We start from the raw sequence: 16040 nt of genomic DNA, 5'->3' as shown, positions 1-16040 counted from the left end.
CGCGTTGGGACGGCCGGTTGCGGAAGCCTCGCGCGAGGCTTCCGGTCGGGGCCGCCCGTGAGCAGCCCCGGCGAACGGACAACCGCGGTTACGCGTTGTCGAGTTCGCCGTTCAGTTCGTCCGCGCGCTTTTGCGCGGCCGCGAAATCGAGATCGCCGGAGTAGATCGCACGGCCGCAGATCACGCCTTCGACGCCGTGCTCTTCCACCTCGCACAGGCTCTCGATATCCGTGAGGTTCGACAGGCCGCCGCTGGCGATCACCGGGATGCCGACCGCCTGCGCGAGCTTCACGGTCGCGTCGATGTTGATGCCCTGCAGCATCCCGTCGCGGCCGATGTCCGTATAGACGATCGATTCGACGCCGTAGTCCTCGAACTTCTTCGCGAGATCGATCACCTCGTGGCCGGTCAGCTTGCTCCAGCCGTCGGTCGCGACCTTGCCGTCCTTCGCGTCCAGCCCGACGATGATGCTGCCGGCGAACGCGGTGCACGCGTCCTGCAGAAAGCCAGGGTTCTTCACCGCGGCGGTGCCGATGATCACATAGGACAGGCCGGCGTCGAGATACTTCTCGATCGTCTCGAGGCTGCGGATGCCGCCGCCGAGCTGTACGGGAATTTCGTCGCCGACTTCTTCGAGGATCGCTTCGATCGCCTCGAGATTCTTCGGCTTGCCGGCGAATGCGCCGTTCAGGTCGACGAGATGGAGCCGCCGGGCGCCGAGATCGACCCACTTGCGGGCCATCGCCGCCGGGTCCTCGGAGAAAATCGTGGCCTGGTCCATATCGCCCTGTTTGAGGCGCACACACTGACCGTCTTTGAGGTCGATGGCCGGAATCAGCAACATAGCAATCGGGTGTCGTCGTGGAAAATGAAAAGAATCCGGCGCGTACCGGCCAAACCGGTGCCGCGCCGTCTCGCTAGTTTAGTACAACTCTTTCGGCGCTTAAGCGGGCAAGCCCCGCGCGACAGGCCGTTCGGCCAGTTCGACTGTGGCTCGCGCACCACGTTTTACGGTTTCCAGTGTACGAAGTTGCGATACAGACGCAACCCGACCTCCGCGCTTTTCTCAGGGTGGAATTGGGTCGCGAAGAGATTGTCCCGCGCGACCGCGGACGTAAACGGCGCGCCGTAGGCCGTTTCGCCAACCGTATGCGCCGGGTTGTCCGGCGTGACGTAATAGCTGTGCACGAAGTAGAAATACGCGTCGTCGGGCACGCCGTCCCACAGCGGGTGCGGCTGCGCCTGACGCACGCGGTTCCAGCCCATCTGCGGCACCTTGAAGCGCGAGCCGTCGTCCTGCAACCGGCCGTCGAGCTCGAAGCGCACGACCTTGCCGGGCAACAGGCCGAGGCCCTTCGTGTCGCCTTCCGCACTCCAGTCGAACAGCATCTGCTCGCCGACGCACACGCCGAGCAGCGGCTTCGTACGCGACGCCTCGATCACGGCCTCCTGCAGGCCCGATTCGCCGAGGCAGCGCATGCAGTCGGGCATCGCGCCCTGGCCGGGCAGCACGACGCGGTCGGCCGCTCGAATCGCGGCCGGCGTGTCGACGATCGCCACGTCGGCGGCCGGTTCGGCCTTCTTGAGCGCCTGCGCGACCGAGCGCAGGTTGCCCATCCCATAATCCACAATCGCAATCGAAGTTTTCATCTCAGTGCAGGCAGTAGCGCCCTCAGTCCATTGACGATGAATTCCACCGCCAGCGCCGACAGCATCAGACCCATCAGCCGCGTGGCGATGTTGATGCCGGTGCGGCCGATCCAGTTCGCGATCGGCTCGGCGAGCCGCATCGCGACGAAACACAGAAAAGCCAGGACCGCGCCGATCGCGACCAGCCCGGCCCGCTCATACCAGTGATGCGCGTTCGCCGCATAGATGATCACCGTGCTGATCGAGCCGGGGCCCGTGAGCAGCGGAATCGCCAGCGGCACGACCGCGATGTTGTCCTTCAGCTCGGCTTCGTGGCGCTCCTCCGGCGTCGATCGCGTGTTGCCGATCTGCGCGTTCAGCATGTTGATCGCCATCAGCAGCATGATGATCCCGCCGCCCACTTCGAGCGAGCCGACCGAAATGCCGAAGAAGTTGATGATCTGCTGTCCGAGCAGCGCGGTCACCGTCATCACGCAGAACACCGACACCGATGCGATCCGGATCGTGCGCCGCCGCTCGTCGTCCGTCTGCTGCGCCGTCAGGCTCAGGAAGAACGGCACCGCGCCGACCGGATTGATCAGCGCGAGCAGCGAAATGAACGATTTGAGCAGATCCATCGCAAGCCGGCGCCGCGCGCCGAAGCCGTGAGGTTGTCCTTAGTGTCCGTCCGTTCGGACGTTCAGAGGCTTCCTTTCGTCGACGGAATCTGCCCCGCCGCGCGCTCGTCGAGCTCCACCGCCGCGCGCAGCGCGCGGCCGAAGGCCTTGAACACCGTCTCGAGCTGATGGTGCGCGTTGATCCCGCGCAGGTTGTCGATGTGCAGCGTGACGCCCGCGTGATTCACGAACCCGCGGAAGAACTCGATCGACAGGTCGACGTCGAACGTGCCGATCCGCGCGCGCGTGAACGGCACGTGGAATTCGAGGCCGGGCCGGCCCGAGAAGTCGATCACGACGCGCGACAGCGCCTCGTCGAGCGGCACGTACGAATGGCCGTAGCGGCGGATGCCCTTGCGATCGCCGATCGCCTTCGCGACGGCCTGGCCAAGCGTGATGCCGACGTCCTCGACCGTGTGGTGATCGTCGATATGCGTGTCGCCATGCGCTTCGACCTCGAGATCGACCAGACCGTGTCGCGCGATCTGGTCGAGCATATGGTCGAGAAACGGCACGCCGGTGGCCAGCTTCTGCCGGCCGGTGCCGTCGAGATCGAGCTTCACACGGATCTGCGTTTCGCTGGTATTGCGAACGACTTCCGCCACACGCATGGCAATTCCTTGATTGAGTCTGATGTAAATGGGGATTGATCGTCGCGCGCCGCCGCGCACGGGGCTCAACCGGGCAGCGCGAGTTTCAGGGCGGCCAGCAGGCGGGCGTTTTCGTCGGGAGAACCGACGGTCAGCCGCACGCATTCGGCCAATAATGGATGCATTTTACTCACGTTTTTGACCAGCACCCGCTCGGTGAGCAGCGCATCGAACACGGCAGCCGCGTCCGGCACGCGCACCAGCAGGAAATTGGCGGCGCTCGGGAACACCGTCGCGCCCGGCAGCGCGGCCACCGCCTGCGCGAGGCGCGCGCGCTCCGCGCGCAATTCGGCCGCCTGAGCATCGAGCACGTCGAGGTGGTCGAGCAGGAAATCGGCGCTCGCCTGGGTCAGCACGTTGATGTTGTACGGCGGGCGCACCTTGTCGAATTCGTTCAGCCATGCGGGCGAGCCGACGAGATAGCCGAGGCGGATACCCGCGAGGCCGAGCTTCGACACCGTGCGCATCACGACGACGTTGTCGAACTCGCCGGCGCGCGGCAACCACGAACGCCCGGCGAACGGCTGGTAGGCCTCGTCGATCACGATCAGGCTATGCCGCGCGGCCGCGACGATCCGCTCGACGTCGGCATCGTCGTACAGCGTGCCGGTGGGGTTGTTCGGATACGCGAGATAGACGATCGCCGGCCGGTGCTCCGCGATCGCCGCGAGCATCGCGTCGACGTCGAGCGTCAGGTCGGCCTTCAGCGGCACGCCGACGAATTCGAGCTGCGCGAGCTTTGCCGAGAGCTCGTACATCACGAAGCCCGGCACCGGCGCGAGCACCTTCGCGCCCGGCTGCGCGCAGGCGACCGCGATCATGCTGATGATTTCGTCGGAACCGTTGCCGAGCAGGATGTCGCAGCCGGCCGGCACGCGCATCGCGTGGCGCAGCTTGTCGAGCAGCGCGGCCGGGCGTGGCGCCGGGTAGCGGTTCAGCGCGACCTGCGCGAGCCGCTCGCCGAGCGCCGCGGCGAGCGGCGCCGGCAGCGGATACGGGTTCTCCATCGCGTCGAGCTTCACGAACCCGCTCGCGTCGGGAACCGGATAGCTCGTCATCGCGAGCACGTCGCGGCGGATGATGTCTTGTGGCGTCGTCATGGTTTCAAGCCGGCGTGCGTCGCGCCGGCATCAGATGGTCGGCAAGGCGGCGGCTGCCGCCCTGCACTCGTCTCCTGCCTCGATCCGGGCGCCGCCGGCGCCGGCGCCTCGGCGCCCGCCCGGCCGCGCACAATGCGCGGTCAGCCCTTCATCCGGAACTCGGCGCTTCTCGCGTGCGCCTGCAGCCCTTCGCCGTATGCGAGCTCGGACGCGATCTCGCCGAGCGTCTGCGCGCCTTCCGCGCTGACCTCGATCAGGCTCGAGCGCTTGATGAAGTCGTACACGCCGAGCGGCGACGAGAAGCGCGCGGTGCGCGACGTCGGCAGCACGTGGTTCGGGCCCGCGCAGTAGTCGCCGAGGCTCTCGCTCGTATAGCGGCCGAGGAAGATCGCGCCCGCATGGCGGATCTGCTGGCCCCATTGCTGCGGCTCCAGCGCCGAGATTTCGAGGTGTTCCGGCGCGATGTCGTTCGCGATCCGGCACGCCTCGGCCATGTCGCGCACCTTGATCAGCGCGCCGCGGCCCTCGAGCGACGCACGGATCACGTCCTGGCGCGGCATCGTCGGCAGCAGCTCGTCGATCGCCTTCTCGACGCGATCGAGGAACGCACCGTCCGGGCACAGCAGGATCGACTGCGCGAGTTCGTCGTGCTCGGCCTGCGAGAACAGGTCCATCGCCACCCAATTCGGATCGGTCGTGCCGTCGCACAGCACGAGGATTTCCGACGGCCCGGCGATCATGTCGATGCCGACCGTGCCGAATACGCGGCGCTTCGCCGACGCGACGTACGCGTTGCCGGGGCCGCAGATCTTGTCGACGGCCGGCACCGTCGCCGTGCCGTACGCGAGCGCGCCGACCGCCTGCGCGCCGCCGATCGTGAACACGCGATCGACGCCGCCGAGCAGCGCCGCGGCGAGCACGAGGTCGTTCTTCACGCCGTCCGGCGTCGGCACGACCATGATGATCTCGCCCACCCCCGCGACGCGCGCGGGAATCGCGTTCATCAGCACCGACGACGGATACGCGGCCTTGCCGCCCGGCACGTACAGGCCGACGCGGTCGAGCGGCGTGACCTTCTGGCCGAGCACCGTGCCGTCGCTTTCCGTGTACTGCCAGCTATGCGTGCCGCACTCGATCTTCTGCTTCTCGTGGTACGCGCGCACCCGCGCCGCGGCCGCTTCCAGCGCCGCGCGCGCCTTCGGCGCGAGGCCGTCGAGCGCCGTCTGCAGCGCGTCCTGTGGCAGTTCGAGCGCGGCGACGCTGTCCGCGCTCAGCCGGTCGAAGCGGTTCGTGTACTCGAGCACCGCGGCGTCGCCGCGCGACTTCACGTCGGCGAGGATCTGCGCGACCGATTGCTCGATCGCTTCGTCTTCGCTCGCCTCGAACGCGAGCACGGCGCGCAGGGCGGCGCCGAAGCCTTCGTTCGTCGAATCGAGCTTGCGGATGGTGATGGACATGGGAGTTCCGTTACGGTGATGCGCTCAACCGCCATTCTGCGACGCGCGTTCGAACGCGTCGAGGATCGGCTTGAGCGCCGCGCGCTTCAGCTTGAGCGCGGCCTGGTTCACGACGAGGCGCGACGAGATCGCCATGATCTCCTCGACCTCGACCAGATTGTTCGCCTTCAGCGTGCCGCCCGAGCTGACGAGGTCGACGATCGCGTCGGCCAGCCCGACCAGCGGCGCCAGTTCCATCGAGCCGTACAGCTTGATCAGGTCGACGTGCACGCCCTTCGCGGCAAAGTGTTCGCGCGCCGTTTCGACGTATTTCGTCGCGACCCGCAGGCGCGCGCCCTGGCGCACCGCGTTCGCGTAGTCGAATCCGGCCGGCACGGCCACCGACATCCGGCAGCGCGCAATGTTCAGATCGATCGGCTGGTACAGGCCCGAACCGCCGTGCTCGACCAGCACGTCCTTGCCGGCCACGCCGAAATCGGCCGCGCCGTATTCGACGTAGGTCGGCACGTCGCTCGCGCGCACGATGATCACGCGCAGGTTCGGATCGGTCGTCGGCAGGATCAGCTTGCGCGACGTTTCCGGATCCTCGGCCACCTGCACGCCGGCGGCGGCCAGCAGCGGCAGGGTTTCCTCGAAAATCCGGCCCTTCGACAGGGCGAGGGTCAGCGGCGCGGTCATGCTTGGCTCCCGGAAAGGCGGCGCACGTTCGCGCCGACGGCGGTCAGTTTGGTTTCCATGCGGTCGTAGCCGCGGTCCAGGTGATAGATGCGGTCGACGAGCGTTTCGCCGTCGGCGCGCAGCCCGGCGATCACGAGGCTCGCCGACGCACGCAGGTCGGTCGCCATCACGTTCGCGCCCGACAGCTTCTCGACACCCGTCACGAGCGCCGTGTTGCCGTCGATCGTGATGTTCGCGCCGAGCCGGTTCAGCTCCTGCACATGCATGAAGCGGTTCTCGAAAATGGTCTCGACGACCTGCGCGGTGCCCGCCGCGACCGTATTGAGGGCCATGAACTGCGCCTGCATGTCGGTCGGGAACGCCGGGTATTCCGACGTGCGGATCGTCACCGCCGACGGGCGGCGGTCCATCTTCACGCGCAGCCAGCTGTCGCCTTCCTCGATCGACACGCCCGCTTCGCGCAGCTTGTCGATCACCGCGTCGAGGATGTGCGGGCGCACGCCCGTCAGCCTCACGTCGCCGCCGGCCGCCGCGACCGCGCACAGGAACGTGCCGGCCTCGATGCGGTCGGGGATCACCGAATGGCGCGCGCCGTGCAACCGCTCGACGCCCTGGATCACGAGGCGGTCGGTGCCGATGCCGTCGATTTTCGCGCCCATCGCGACCAGCAAGTGTGCGAGATCGCTCACTTCCGGCTCGCGCGCGGCGTTTTCGATCACCGTCTCGCCGTCGGCGAGCGTCGCGGCCATCAGCAGGTTTTCGGTCCCCGTCACCGTGATCATGTCGGTCACGATGCGCGCGCCCTTCAGGCGCTTCGCGCGCGCTTCGATGAAGCCGTGCTCGATGCTGATCTCGGCGCCCATCGCCTGCAGGCCCTTGATGTGCTGGTCGACCGGCCGCGCGCCGATCGCGCAGCCGCCCGGCAGCGACACCTTCGCCTCGCCGAAACGCGCGAGCAGCGGCCCGAGCACGAGGATCGATGCGCGCATCGTCTTCACGAGCTCGTACGGCGCGACGAGGTTGTCGACGCGCGACGCGTCGAGCTGCACGCGGCAGCCGTCGGTCTCGCTCTTCACGCCCATCTGGTTCAGCACCTTCAGCGTGGTGCGCACGTCCTTCAGGTTCGGCACGTTGTCGAGCTCGACCGGCTCGGCGCTGAGCAGCCCCGCGCAGAGGATCGGCAACGCGGCGTTCTTCGCGCCCGACACGACGATCTCGCCCGACAGGCGGCGGCCGCCTTCGATCACGAGCTTGTCCATCCCCTGTCCCTGCGATTCCCCGTTGGCGGCCGGGTGTGCCGTGGCGACGCTCTGGACGGCGTCGCGCTCGTTGGCGGTGACTTGCACTCAGTGATTTCCGTTTATGCGTTCTGCCATTCGGCGGGCGTCAGCGTCTTCATGCTGAGCGCGTGAATTTCCTGCTTCATGCGATCGCCGAGCGCCGCATAGACGAGCTGGTGCCGCTGGATCGGCCGCTTGCCTTCGAAGGCCGCCGACACGATCGTCGCGAAGAAATGCTGGCCGTCGCCTTCGACTTCCAGATGCGTGCAGGCGAGACCGCCGGCGATGTATTGCTTGACCTGTTCGGGAGTCGGCAACATGGTGTAAGGCTCCTGTCGGCGCGCACCGCCTTGAAGCGGCCGCGGCCTGTCGATATCAATGACGCAGTTTGTAGCCGGTCGCGAGCAGCCGCATCGCGATCAGCGCGAGCAGCACGAAGAAACCGGTGACGATCGCGAGGCTCGCGAACGGGTTGATGTCGGACGCGCCGAAGAACCCGAAACGAAAGCCGTCGATCATGTAGAAAAACGGGTTGAGACGCGACACTTCGCGCCACACGGGCGGCAGCGAGTGCGTCGAATAGAACACGCCGGACAGGAACGTCAGCGGCATGATCAGGAAGTTCTGGAACGCGGCGAGCTGGTCGAACTTCTCGGCCCAGATCCCGGCGATCAGGCCGAGCGTGCCGAGGATCGCCGAGCCGAGCAGCGCGAACGCAATGATGAACAGCGGCGCCGCGAAGTGCATCGGGATAAACCAGATCGTCACGACGAACACGCCGGCGCCGACCGCGAGCCCGCGCACGACGGACGCGAGCACGTACGCGCCGAAGATGTCGCGGTACGACAGCGGCGGCAGCAGCATGAACACGAGGTTGCCGGTGATCTTCGACTGGATCAGCGACGACGAGCTGTTCGCGAACGCGTTCTGCAGCACGCTCATCATCACGAGGCCCGGCACGAGAAAGCTCACGTATTCGACGCCGGGATAGACCTCGACGCGGCCCGACAGCGCATGGCCGAAGATCGTCAGATACAGCAGCGCCGTGACGATCGGCGCGAGCACCGTCTGGAACGACACCTTCCAGAAACGCAGCAGTTCCTTGTAGAACAGCGTTCGAAACCCGCTTCCCGGCACGGGCCGGGCCGTCCCCTCGGACGGCAGCGAACCCAGTTCGCGTGGGGAGTGTTGATTCATGCCAGACCCTCGACGACTTCTGCCCCGTTCATCACCTGGACGAACACGTCCTCGAGGTCGGCCTTGCGGACCTCGATCTCGTCGAACGTGCAGCCCGCCGTGCGGCATTGCGCGAGGATGCGTTCGACCTCGTCGTAGCTCGCGAGGCGCAGCAGGTGCTCGCCCGGCGCGCGCGCGGCCGGGTCGGTTTCCAGCCCGCGCAGCTCGGCCGGCAGCGCGCCCGTCGCGAGCCGCAGGTACAGCTGCAGGCCCGCGAAGCGGCGCAGCAGCGCGTCGGTGCGCTCGAGCGCGACGACTTCGCCACGACGCAGCATCGCGATGCGGTCGCACAGCGACTCGGCTTCCTCGAGGTAATGGGTGGTCAGCACGATCGTGTGACCCTCGCGGTTCAGGCGCGAGATGAACTTCCACAGCGTCTGGCGCAATTCGACGTCGACGCCGGCGGTCGGCTCGTCGAGCACGATCACGGGCGGCCGGTGCACGAGCGCCTGCGCGACGAGCACGCGGCGCTTCATCCCGCCCGACAGCGCGCGCATGTTCGCGTCGGCTTTCTCGGTGAGATCGAGATTGGCCATCACTTCATCGATCCAGTCGTCGTTGCGGCGCAGCCCGAAATAGCCGGACTGGATCCGCAGCGTCTCGCGGACGGTGAAGAACGGGTCGAAAACGAGTTCCTGCGGAACGACGCCGAGTGCGCGGCGCGCACTGCGGAAGTCCTGGACGACGTCGTGACCGCGCACCGAGATACTGCCTTCGTCGGCCCGGGCGAGCCCGGCGAGGATACTGATGAGCGTGGTCTTGCCTGCGCCGTTGGGGCCGAGCAGACCGAAAAACTCGCCTTCCTCGACCGACAGGCTGACGCCCTTGAGCGCCTGAAGCGACTTGTAGCGCTTCTTGACGTGACGGATTTCTATGGCTGACATGACTGTGCGCGACGCAGGGGCCGCGACGCCTATTCTGTGCTTGCTGCGAAAGAAAATGGGGGCCGGACGCCGATTGGCTGCCCCGCAAAACGCTTGATTATAGGGCAAACCGGCTGGGGGAACCGGCGCCGACGGCGCGCGGCCTGAAGCGTGCGCGCGCCGGCTGGCGCGGCAGGCTTCGGTCGGACAGGGTCAATGTCGCCCGGTGCCGTCGATGAGCGCGTCGACGCCGTAGGCGCGCGCGAGGCTGGCGAGCTTCGGAGGGAGATTGAGGATGTCGAGGGCTGCGCCGCGCGCTTGGGCGGCACGTTGCCATGCGAGCAGCACGGCGAGCGCGGACGAGTCGAACTGCGTCAGCGCCGCGCAATCGACGGCGGTCGCGCCGCCGCCGATGCGCGCAAGACCGTCCGCGAGCGCGGACTTCGCGCTCGCGACGGTCAGCGAGGAACCGGCTGCGAAGCCGCTCACGACGCTTGCTTGCCCGCGGCAAGTTCCTGGTTCCGCTGCGACAGGAACTTGATCAGACCGTCCACGCCGCTTTGCTGGATCTTCTCGTTGAACTGTTGCTGGTACGTCTGGATCAGCCACGCGCCGAGCACGTTCAGGTCATACACCTTCCAGCCGTTCGCCGTCTTGTACAGGCGGTAGTCGATCTGGACCGGCTGGCCGTTGTTCATCGCCACCGTCTTGACCACGACGTCGGTATCGGCCGGATCGGCGCGGAACGGCGGGTACTGGATCTGCTGGTCCGGCTTCAGCTGGGCGAGCGCGCCCGAATACGTGCGGATAAGCAGCAGCTTGAACTGCTCCTGAACCTGCTGCTGCTGCTCGGCCGTCGCCGTGCGCCAGTTGCGGCCCATCGCGAGCTGCGTGGTGCGGCGGAAATCGGTGTACGGCAGGATGTCCTTGTTGACGATCGTGATGATGCGGTTGGTGTCGCCCTGCTTGATCGTCTGCTGCTTGACTTCGTCGAGCACCTGCTGCGTCGCCGTCTTGATCAGCGCCTGCGGGTTCGACTGGTCGACTTGCGCGTGAGCTGCGCTGCCGAACGAGAACAGCGCCGCGAAAACAGGGATCAGGAACAGTTTTTTCATCATAGTAGCCTGCATGAATGAGTCGATGCGAAGGTTGGAGCAGGTAGCTTACGCGCAAGTTCGCATACGCCACCGACTGAATCGTTTCCGGCTGTAACGAATGTAAGCCCGTCAGTGCAGCCGGATGCTCGGGAAGCGGAACCCGCCCGGCGACGGCGGCGCCACCTGCATTGCCGGCACGTTCGTTTCGCTGGCCGGGTTGGGCGTGTCGGCCGTGCCCGACGCCGGCGCGGCAACTGCCGCGCCCGAAGCGCCCGATGCCCCCGCCGGCGCCGCGCCGCCCACCGCGGCCGCGCCCGCCGTACCGGCCGCGCCGGCTGCCGCCGGTGCCGCACCGTCTTCCGGCAGGTCGTACTTCGGCAGCGCGTCGTTGCTCGACGTCGTGGCGGCCTCGCCGCGCGCGTTGCTGATCAGCATCTGGCGACGCTGCAGGTACGCATTGCGTACGAACGAATACTTGTCGAGCGCCGCGGCATCGAGCACGTCGCCCGCGCCGAGCAGGTTCGACCGCGTGTTGACCAGGTTCACGCCGAACAGGCCCCAGCTCAAGCCGTCCGGCTTCACGTAGGTGAGCGGGTTGCCGACGTAGTCGACGCCCAGGCCGGCCGTGTCGCGCAGCGTGCTCGGGCCGAGCAGCGGCAGCACGAGGTACGGGCCCGACGGCATGCCGTAGCGGCCCATCGTGATGCCGAAGTCGGCCGTGTGCTTCGGCAGCTTCGCGATCGTCGCGACGTCGAACAGGCCGCCGACGCCGAACACCGTGTTGATCACGACGCGCATGATGTCGCCGACGCCGTCCGCGATCCGCAGCTGCACGATGTTGTTCGCCGCGATGTAGACGTCGCCGATGTTCGAGAAGAAGTTCGTCACGCTCTCGCGCACCGGCTGCGGCACCACGTACTGGTAGCCCTTGGCGACCGGTTTCAGCGCGTACGTATCGACCGTGTCGTTGAACTTGTACATCGTCCGGTTGAAGCCTTCGAGCGGATCGCCCTTGGTCGGCGTCTGCACGGTCGCGCAGCCGCTCAACGCGGCGACTGCCGCTATCGCCAGCGCGGCGTGCCTGATGCGGATCGTGTGCATGGTCATTACCCTCTTGTTTTCTCTCGTGTGGTTATTGGCCGGCCGAACCGGACACCGCCGACGCCGGGATCGCCACGGGTGCCGGCGCGGCCGGTGCGGCCGGAGCCGCCGGCGCGGCCGATGCGCCGGCTGCCGGCTTCGCACCGCCCGCATCGGCGGCCTTGCTGTACAGGAACTGGCCGATCAGGTTCTCGAGCACGATCGCCGACTGCGTCATCGTGATCGTATCGCCCGATTTCAGCATTTCGGTGTCACCGCCCGGATCGAGGCCGATATATTGCTCGCCGAGCAGGCCCGACGTCAGGATCTTCGCCGACGAATCCTTCGGGAACGGGTATTGGCCGTCGACGTCGATCGTGACGAGCGCCTGGTAGGTGTTCGTGTCGAAGCCGATCGATTTCACGCGGCCGACCACGACGCCGGCGCTCTTCACGGCCGCGCGCGGCTTCAGCCCGCCGATATTGTCGAATTTCATCCTCACCGAGTAGGTCGGCTGAAACGACAGCGAGCTCATGTTGCCGACCTTCAGCGCCAGGAACAGCACCGCAAGGAAGCCCACCACCACGAACAGGCCGACCCAGAAGTCGAGAGCAGTCTTTTTCATCGTCATCCCAAAATTTGGCTTGGCTGAGGCTTAGCTGAACATCAGCGCGGTCAGCAGGAAATCGAGGCCGAGTACGGCGAGCGACGCGAACACGACCGTCTTGGTGGTCGCGCGCGACACGCCTTCGGGCGTGGGCTTCGCTTCATACCCCTGGTACAGCGCAATGAAGGTCACGGCGAAACCGAACACGATGCTCTTGATCACGCCGTTGCCGACGTCGGCCCAGACCTGGACCCCGCCCTGCATCTGCGACCAGAACGCGCCCGGATCGACGCCGATCAGCACGACGCCGACGAAGTAGCCGCCGAGCACGCCGACCGCATTGAAGATCGCGGCCAGCAGCGGCATCGCGATGATGCCCGCCCACATGCGCGGCGCGATCACGTTCTTGATCGGGTCGACCGCCATCATCTCGAGCGCGGTGAGCTGCTCGCCGGCCTTCATCAGGCCGATCTCGGCCGTGAGCGACGTGCCCGCGCGGCCCGCGAACAGCAGCGCGGTGACGACGGGCCCGAGCTCGCGCACGAGCGACAGCGCGACCAGCAGGCCGAGCGCCTGCTCGGAACCATAGCGGTTCAGCGTGTAATAACCCTGCAGGCCGAGCACGAAGCCGACGAACAGCCCCGACACGGCAATGATCACGAACGAATAGTTGCCGAGGAAGTGGATCTGCTTCGTGACCAGCCGCGGCCGGCGCAGCAGCGGGAAGAATTCCAGCACGAGGCGCACGAACAGGCGCGTGCCGTAGCCCGCCCGCTCGAGGCCGCCGATGACGTAACGTCCGATCGCGCTGATCATGCGCGCCCTCCGCCGAGCCCGAAATCCGCCGCCAGCGGCGGGCTCGTGTAGTGAAATTTGAACGGGCCGTCCGGCGCGCCGTCGATGAATTGCCGCACGCTCGGATCGGTCGACGCGCGCAGCTCGTCGGGCGTGCCCTGCGCGAGCACGCCGCCGTTGGCCAGAAAATACACGTAGTCGGCGATCGCGAACGATTCCGGCACGTCGTGCGTGACGAGGATCGACGTCGCGCCGAGCGCCTGGTTCAGCGTGCGGATCAGGTTCGCGGTAATGCCGAGCGAGATCGGGTCGAGGCCCGCGAACGGCTCGTCGTACATGATGAGCTGCGGATCGAGCGCGATCGCGCGCGCCAGCGCGATGCGGCGCGCCATCCCGCCCGACACCTCGGACGGCATCAGGTCGCGCGCGCCGCGCAGCCCGACCGCGTTCAGCTTCATCAGCACCAGGTCGCGGATCAGGTCTTCGGGCAGGTCGGTATGCTCGCGCAGCGCGAACGCGACGTTCTCGAACACCGACATGTCGGTGAACAGCGCGCCGAACTGGAACAGCATGCCCATCTTGCGACGCAGCGCATACAGGCCGTCGCGCGTTTGCGCGCCGACATCGGCGCCGTCGAACAGCACCTGGCCGCGGCGCGCGCGCACCAGGCCGCCGATCAGGCGCAGCACGGTGGTCTTGCCGCAACCCGAGCCGCCCATGACCGCGACGACCTGCCCACGCCCGAAGCGCAGGTTCAGGTTGGACAGGACGAGGCGGTCGCCGTAGCCGAAGTCGACGTCGCGAAGTTCCAGCAGAGTCTCGGGAGGAGTGGGGCTCACGGAGCGGACAGTCCTTTTACGCAGAACGCCGAATTATAGGGCCTGCATTGGAATGATGTCGTGACGCCGTTCCGGGCCCTGCGGTCAATAATTGTCAGATTGTCCGGCAAAGCACTGCTGCAGTGCAATAAGCGCCGTCCGATAGTCGGCCGCGCCCGTGACCGCGCTGACCACGGCGACGCTGCCGACGCCCGTCGCCAGCACGGCCGGCAGCGCATCGAGCCCCACTCCGCCGATCGCGACGAGCGGCGCCCGCGCGCCCGCGAAGCGCGCGTAGCGGGCAATTCGCGCAAGGCCCTGCGGCGGCGCGGCGACCGCCTTGGTGGCGGTCGCGTACACGGGGCCGAGCGCGAGGTAGCTCGGCCGCTCGTGCAATGCCCGCAATATCTCGTAATAACCGTGACTCGAAAGTCCGAGCCGCAGGCCCGCGCGCGCGATCGCGGCCAGATCGGCCGTTTCGAGGTCCTCCTGGCCAAGATGTACGCCGTACGCACCCTCTTCTACGGCGATCTGCCAGTGATCGTTGATGAACACGCGCGCATCGGGATAACGGCGCCCCGCCGCGACCGCGCGCGCGATTTCCCGGCGCAGCGCGTCCGGCGTCGCGTCTTTCACGCGCAATTGCACGGTTCGCGCGCCGCCGTCGAGCACGCGCTCGACCCATTCGGCGCTCGGCACGACCGGATAGAGGCCGAGCTGCGCGGGGCACGGAGCGAACGCGGGCTCAGGCGCGGGCGGCAGCCCGGCGACGCGCGGGAATCGTGCGGCGTCCACCGGCCACGCGTCGGCGGCGCGCGTCTCGTCGCCGTCGCGCCATGCCAGCGCGAGCACCAGCGCGTCGACCGGCGCGAAGCCGCAATCGAGGAACGCGGCGAGCGCCGCGATCCAGTCGTCGGCGAGCGGATGCGCGGCGTCGAGCGCATAGCGCACGCCGGCCGCGTGCAGCACGGCGCCCTGCTCGTCGAATTCGATCGCCACCGCACCCGGCGACGCAGGCCGCGACACGGCCGACGCACGCGCCTGCGCGGCACGATCGCCGGCCGACACGATCAGCACGTCGCCGTCGGCCGGCACGTCGGGCGCCGCCACGCAGAGCCGCCACGGCGCCGCGCCGTCCGGCCAGTCGCCGAGCCGCGCGCGAATCCGCTCGGCCGCTTCGGCCAGTTCGTCGGCCGGCGGCCAGAACGCATCGGCGAAACGCGCGCTCATGCGCCGCCCCCGTCCTGGTGCCAGAACGGCATCCCGACGACCGGCGTGCTCGCGTGCGCGGTTTCGCGCGCGTCCATCGGGCCGGCGAGATACGCGGCGCGGCCGGCCTCGACGCCCTGCGCAAACGCGCGCGCCATGATCTCCGGGTGCGTGGCCTGCGACACGGCCGTATTCAGCAGCACACCGTCGAAACCCCACTCCATCACCTGGCATGCGTGCGACGGCACGCCGAGCCCCGCGTCGACGATCAGCGGCACGTCCGGCAGCCGCTCGCGCAGCACGCGCAGGCCGTACGGATTCACGACGCCCTTGCCGGTGCCGATCGGCGCACCCCAGGGCATCAGCGCCTCGCAGCCGACGTCGAGCAGGCGCCGGCCGATCACGAGATCCTCCGTGCAGTACGGCAGCACCTTGAAGCCGTCCTTGACCAGTTGCGCGGCGGCTTCGATCAGCCCGACCGGGTCGGGTTGCAGCGTGTAGTCGTCGCCGATCAGTTCGAGCTTGATCCAGTCGGTGCCGAATACCTCGCGCGCCATGTGCGCGGTCGTCACGGCTTCGGCGACGGTCTGGCAGCCGGCCGTGTTCGGCAGCAGCGGCACCGCGTGGCGCTTGAGCAGGTCGAAGAAGCCGGCTTCGGCCGTGCCGCCCGTCATCTGGCGGCGCAGCGCGACCGTCACCATTCCGGGGTGCGACGCGGCGATCGAATCGGACAGCGACTGCAGCGACGGATAGCGCGACGTGCCGAGCAGCACGCGGCTTGCGAAGGTTACGCCGTACAGCGTCAGCGCATCGGCGGAGGTGTGGGACGTCATGTCGTTTTCCTGGAAGAGCGGGGCGAAGCGG

General features: G+C 67.6%; 19 protein-coding genes. All 19 read right to left on the bottom strand.

Features of this window, described 5'->3' with window-relative positions; translation table 11 throughout:
* Window positions 1-88 precede the first annotated feature (88 nt).
* Window positions 89-844 (bottom strand): 1-(5-phosphoribosyl)-5-[(5-phosphoribosylamino)methylideneamino]imidazole-4-carboxamide isomerase, encoded by a 756-nt coding sequence (gene hisA / locus CFB46_RS05925; protein ID WP_027783355.1) that lies wholly within the window; start codon window positions 842-844, stop codon window positions 89-91.
* Between the two features lie 164 nt (window positions 845-1008).
* Window positions 1009-1650, bottom strand: a complete 642-nt coding sequence (gene hisH, locus CFB46_RS05920) for an imidazole glycerol phosphate synthase subunit HisH (protein WP_027783354.1) — start codon at window positions 1648-1650, stop codon at window positions 1009-1011.
* On the bottom strand, window positions 1647-2267 hold the full coding sequence (locus CFB46_RS05915) for a YchE family NAAT transporter (RefSeq protein ID WP_006485349.1): 621 nt from the start codon (window positions 2265-2267) through the stop codon (window positions 1647-1649). Before CFB46_RS05915 ends, hisH begins: the two co-directional genes overlap by 4 nt.
* A 62-nt stretch (window positions 2268-2329) precedes the next feature.
* Complete coding sequence (hisB, locus tag CFB46_RS05910; RefSeq protein ID WP_011546606.1) at window positions 2330-2917, bottom strand: imidazoleglycerol-phosphate dehydratase HisB; 588 nt, start codon at window positions 2915-2917, stop codon at window positions 2330-2332.
* Window positions 2918-2982: 65 nt separating this feature from the next.
* The gene (hisC, locus tag CFB46_RS05905) at window positions 2983-4056 is read right to left on the bottom strand and encodes a histidinol-phosphate transaminase (RefSeq protein WP_089499495.1); all 1074 of its coding nucleotides are present in this window, start codon (window positions 4054-4056) and stop codon (window positions 2983-2985) included.
* A gap of 140 nt (window positions 4057-4196) precedes the next feature.
* Window positions 4197-5513, bottom strand: coding sequence for a histidinol dehydrogenase (gene hisD / locus CFB46_RS05900; protein ID WP_089499494.1), 1317 nt, complete (start codon window positions 5511-5513; stop codon window positions 4197-4199).
* A 24-nt stretch (window positions 5514-5537) separates the two neighbouring features.
* A complete protein-coding gene (gene hisG, locus CFB46_RS05895) occupies window positions 5538-6191 on the bottom strand; it encodes an ATP phosphoribosyltransferase (protein ID WP_006477129.1) in 654 nt (217 codons plus the stop codon).
* Window positions 6188-7537 (bottom strand): UDP-N-acetylglucosamine 1-carboxyvinyltransferase, encoded by a 1350-nt coding sequence (murA, locus tag CFB46_RS05890; RefSeq protein ID WP_089499493.1) that lies wholly within the window; start codon window positions 7535-7537, stop codon window positions 6188-6190. Before murA ends, hisG begins: the two co-directional genes overlap by 4 nt.
* A 14-nt stretch (window positions 7538-7551) precedes the next feature.
* Entirely contained in the window at window positions 7552-7791 is a 240-nt protein-coding gene (locus CFB46_RS05885; RefSeq protein WP_006477131.1) for a BolA family protein, read from the bottom strand.
* 55 nt (window positions 7792-7846) lie between these two features.
* Entirely contained in the window at window positions 7847-8668 is an 822-nt protein-coding gene (locus tag CFB46_RS05880; RefSeq protein WP_227789576.1) for an ABC transporter permease, read from the bottom strand.
* Window positions 8665-9591 carry an ABC transporter ATP-binding protein gene (locus tag CFB46_RS05875; RefSeq protein WP_027783348.1) on the bottom strand — a complete coding sequence of 309 codons (927 nt, stop codon included), beginning with the start codon at window positions 9589-9591 and terminating at the stop codon, window positions 8665-8667. The genes CFB46_RS05880 and CFB46_RS05875 overlap by 4 nt, the downstream gene beginning before the upstream one ends.
* Window positions 9592-9783: 192 nt before the next feature.
* A complete protein-coding gene (locus tag CFB46_RS05870; RefSeq protein WP_027783347.1) occupies window positions 9784-10059 on the bottom strand; it encodes an STAS domain-containing protein in 276 nt (91 codons plus the stop codon).
* A complete protein-coding gene (locus CFB46_RS05865) occupies window positions 10056-10685 on the bottom strand; it encodes an MlaC/ttg2D family ABC transporter substrate-binding protein (RefSeq protein ID WP_034209874.1) in 630 nt (209 codons plus the stop codon). The genes CFB46_RS05870 and CFB46_RS05865 overlap by 4 nt, the downstream gene beginning before the upstream one ends.
* Before the next feature lie 111 nt (window positions 10686-10796).
* Entirely contained in the window at window positions 10797-11768 is a 972-nt protein-coding gene (locus tag CFB46_RS05860) for an MlaA family lipoprotein (protein ID WP_089499561.1), read from the bottom strand.
* A 31-nt stretch (window positions 11769-11799) separates the two neighbouring features.
* Window positions 11800-12378, bottom strand: coding sequence for an outer membrane lipid asymmetry maintenance protein MlaD (gene mlaD, locus CFB46_RS05855; protein ID WP_089499492.1), 579 nt, complete (start codon window positions 12376-12378; stop codon window positions 11800-11802).
* A 24-nt stretch (window positions 12379-12402) separates the two neighbouring features.
* Window positions 12403-13170, bottom strand: a complete 768-nt coding sequence (gene mlaE, locus CFB46_RS05850) for a lipid asymmetry maintenance ABC transporter permease subunit MlaE (protein WP_006486220.1) — start codon at window positions 13168-13170, stop codon at window positions 12403-12405.
* On the bottom strand, window positions 13167-13988 hold the full coding sequence (locus tag CFB46_RS05845) for an ABC transporter ATP-binding protein (RefSeq protein WP_027783343.1): 822 nt from the start codon (window positions 13986-13988) through the stop codon (window positions 13167-13169). The genes mlaE and CFB46_RS05845 overlap by 4 nt, the downstream gene beginning before the upstream one ends.
* A gap of 84 nt (window positions 13989-14072) precedes the next feature.
* Window positions 14073-15197: a thiamine phosphate synthase gene (gene thiE, locus CFB46_RS05840; RefSeq protein WP_089499491.1), complete on the bottom strand. Its 1125-nt coding sequence runs from the start codon at window positions 15195-15197 to the stop codon at window positions 14073-14075.
* Window positions 15194-16009 (bottom strand): thiazole synthase, encoded by an 816-nt coding sequence (locus tag CFB46_RS05835; RefSeq protein ID WP_027783341.1) that lies wholly within the window; start codon window positions 16007-16009, stop codon window positions 15194-15196. Before CFB46_RS05835 ends, thiE begins: the two co-directional genes overlap by 4 nt.
* Window positions 16010-16040: the final 31 nt, after the last annotated feature.

Origin of the sequence: Burkholderia sp. HI2761 (genome assembly GCF_002223355.1) — a bacterium.
Classification (GTDB): domain Bacteria; phylum Pseudomonadota; class Gammaproteobacteria; order Burkholderiales; family Burkholderiaceae; genus Burkholderia.
Note: the sequence above shows the minus strand (reverse complement) of the source record. Positions and strands in the feature narration are given on the sequence as shown.

What these genes read in the sequence shown, in the direction of transcription:
- hisA (WP_027783355.1), bottom strand. Translation starts at nt 844, where the DNA reads ATGTTGCTGATTCCGGCCATCGACCTCAAAGACGGTCAGTGTGTGCGC.
- hisH (WP_027783354.1), bottom strand. Translation starts at nt 1,650, where the DNA reads ATGAAAACTTCGATTGCGATTGTGGATTATGGGATGGGCAACCTGCGC.
- CFB46_RS05915 (WP_006485349.1), bottom strand. Translation starts at nt 2,267, where the DNA reads ATGGATCTGCTCAAATCGTTCATTTCGCTGCTCGCGCTGATCAATCCG.
- hisB (WP_011546606.1), bottom strand. Translation starts at nt 2,917, where the DNA reads ATGCGTGTGGCGGAAGTCGTTCGCAATACCAGCGAAACGCAGATCCGT.
- hisC (WP_089499495.1), bottom strand. Translation starts at nt 4,056, where the DNA reads ATGACGACGCCACAAGACATCATCCGCCGCGACGTGCTCGCGATGACG.
- hisD (WP_089499494.1), bottom strand. Translation starts at nt 5,513, where the DNA reads ATGTCCATCACCATCCGCAAGCTCGATTCGACGAACGAAGGCTTCGGC.
- hisG (WP_006477129.1), bottom strand. Translation starts at nt 6,191, where the DNA reads ATGACCGCGCCGCTGACCCTCGCCCTGTCGAAGGGCCGGATTTTCGAG.
- CFB46_RS05885 (WP_006477131.1), bottom strand. Translation starts at nt 7,791, where the DNA reads ATGTTGCCGACTCCCGAACAGGTCAAGCAATACATCGCCGGCGGTCTC.
- CFB46_RS05880 (WP_227789576.1), bottom strand. Translation starts at nt 8,668, where the DNA reads ATGAATCAACACTCCCCACGCGAACTGGGTTCGCTGCCGTCCGAGGGG.
- CFB46_RS05875 (WP_027783348.1), bottom strand. Translation starts at nt 9,591, where the DNA reads ATGTCAGCCATAGAAATCCGTCACGTCAAGAAGCGCTACAAGTCGCTT.
- CFB46_RS05865 (WP_034209874.1), bottom strand. Translation starts at nt 10,685, where the DNA reads ATGAAAAAACTGTTCCTGATCCCTGTTTTCGCGGCGCTGTTCTCGTTC.
- CFB46_RS05860 (WP_089499561.1), bottom strand. Translation starts at nt 11,768, where the DNA reads ATGCACACGATCCGCATCAGGCACGCCGCGCTGGCGATAGCGGCAGTC.
- mlaD (WP_089499492.1), bottom strand. Translation starts at nt 12,378, where the DNA reads ATGACGATGAAAAAGACTGCTCTCGACTTCTGGGTCGGCCTGTTCGTG.
- mlaE (WP_006486220.1), bottom strand. Translation starts at nt 13,170, where the DNA reads ATGATCAGCGCGATCGGACGTTACGTCATCGGCGGCCTCGAGCGGGCG.
- thiE (WP_089499491.1), bottom strand. Translation starts at nt 15,197, where the DNA reads ATGAGCGCGCGTTTCGCCGATGCGTTCTGGCCGCCGGCCGACGAACTG.
- CFB46_RS05835 (WP_027783341.1), bottom strand. Translation starts at nt 16,009, where the DNA reads ATGACGTCCCACACCTCCGCCGATGCGCTGACGCTGTACGGCGTAACC.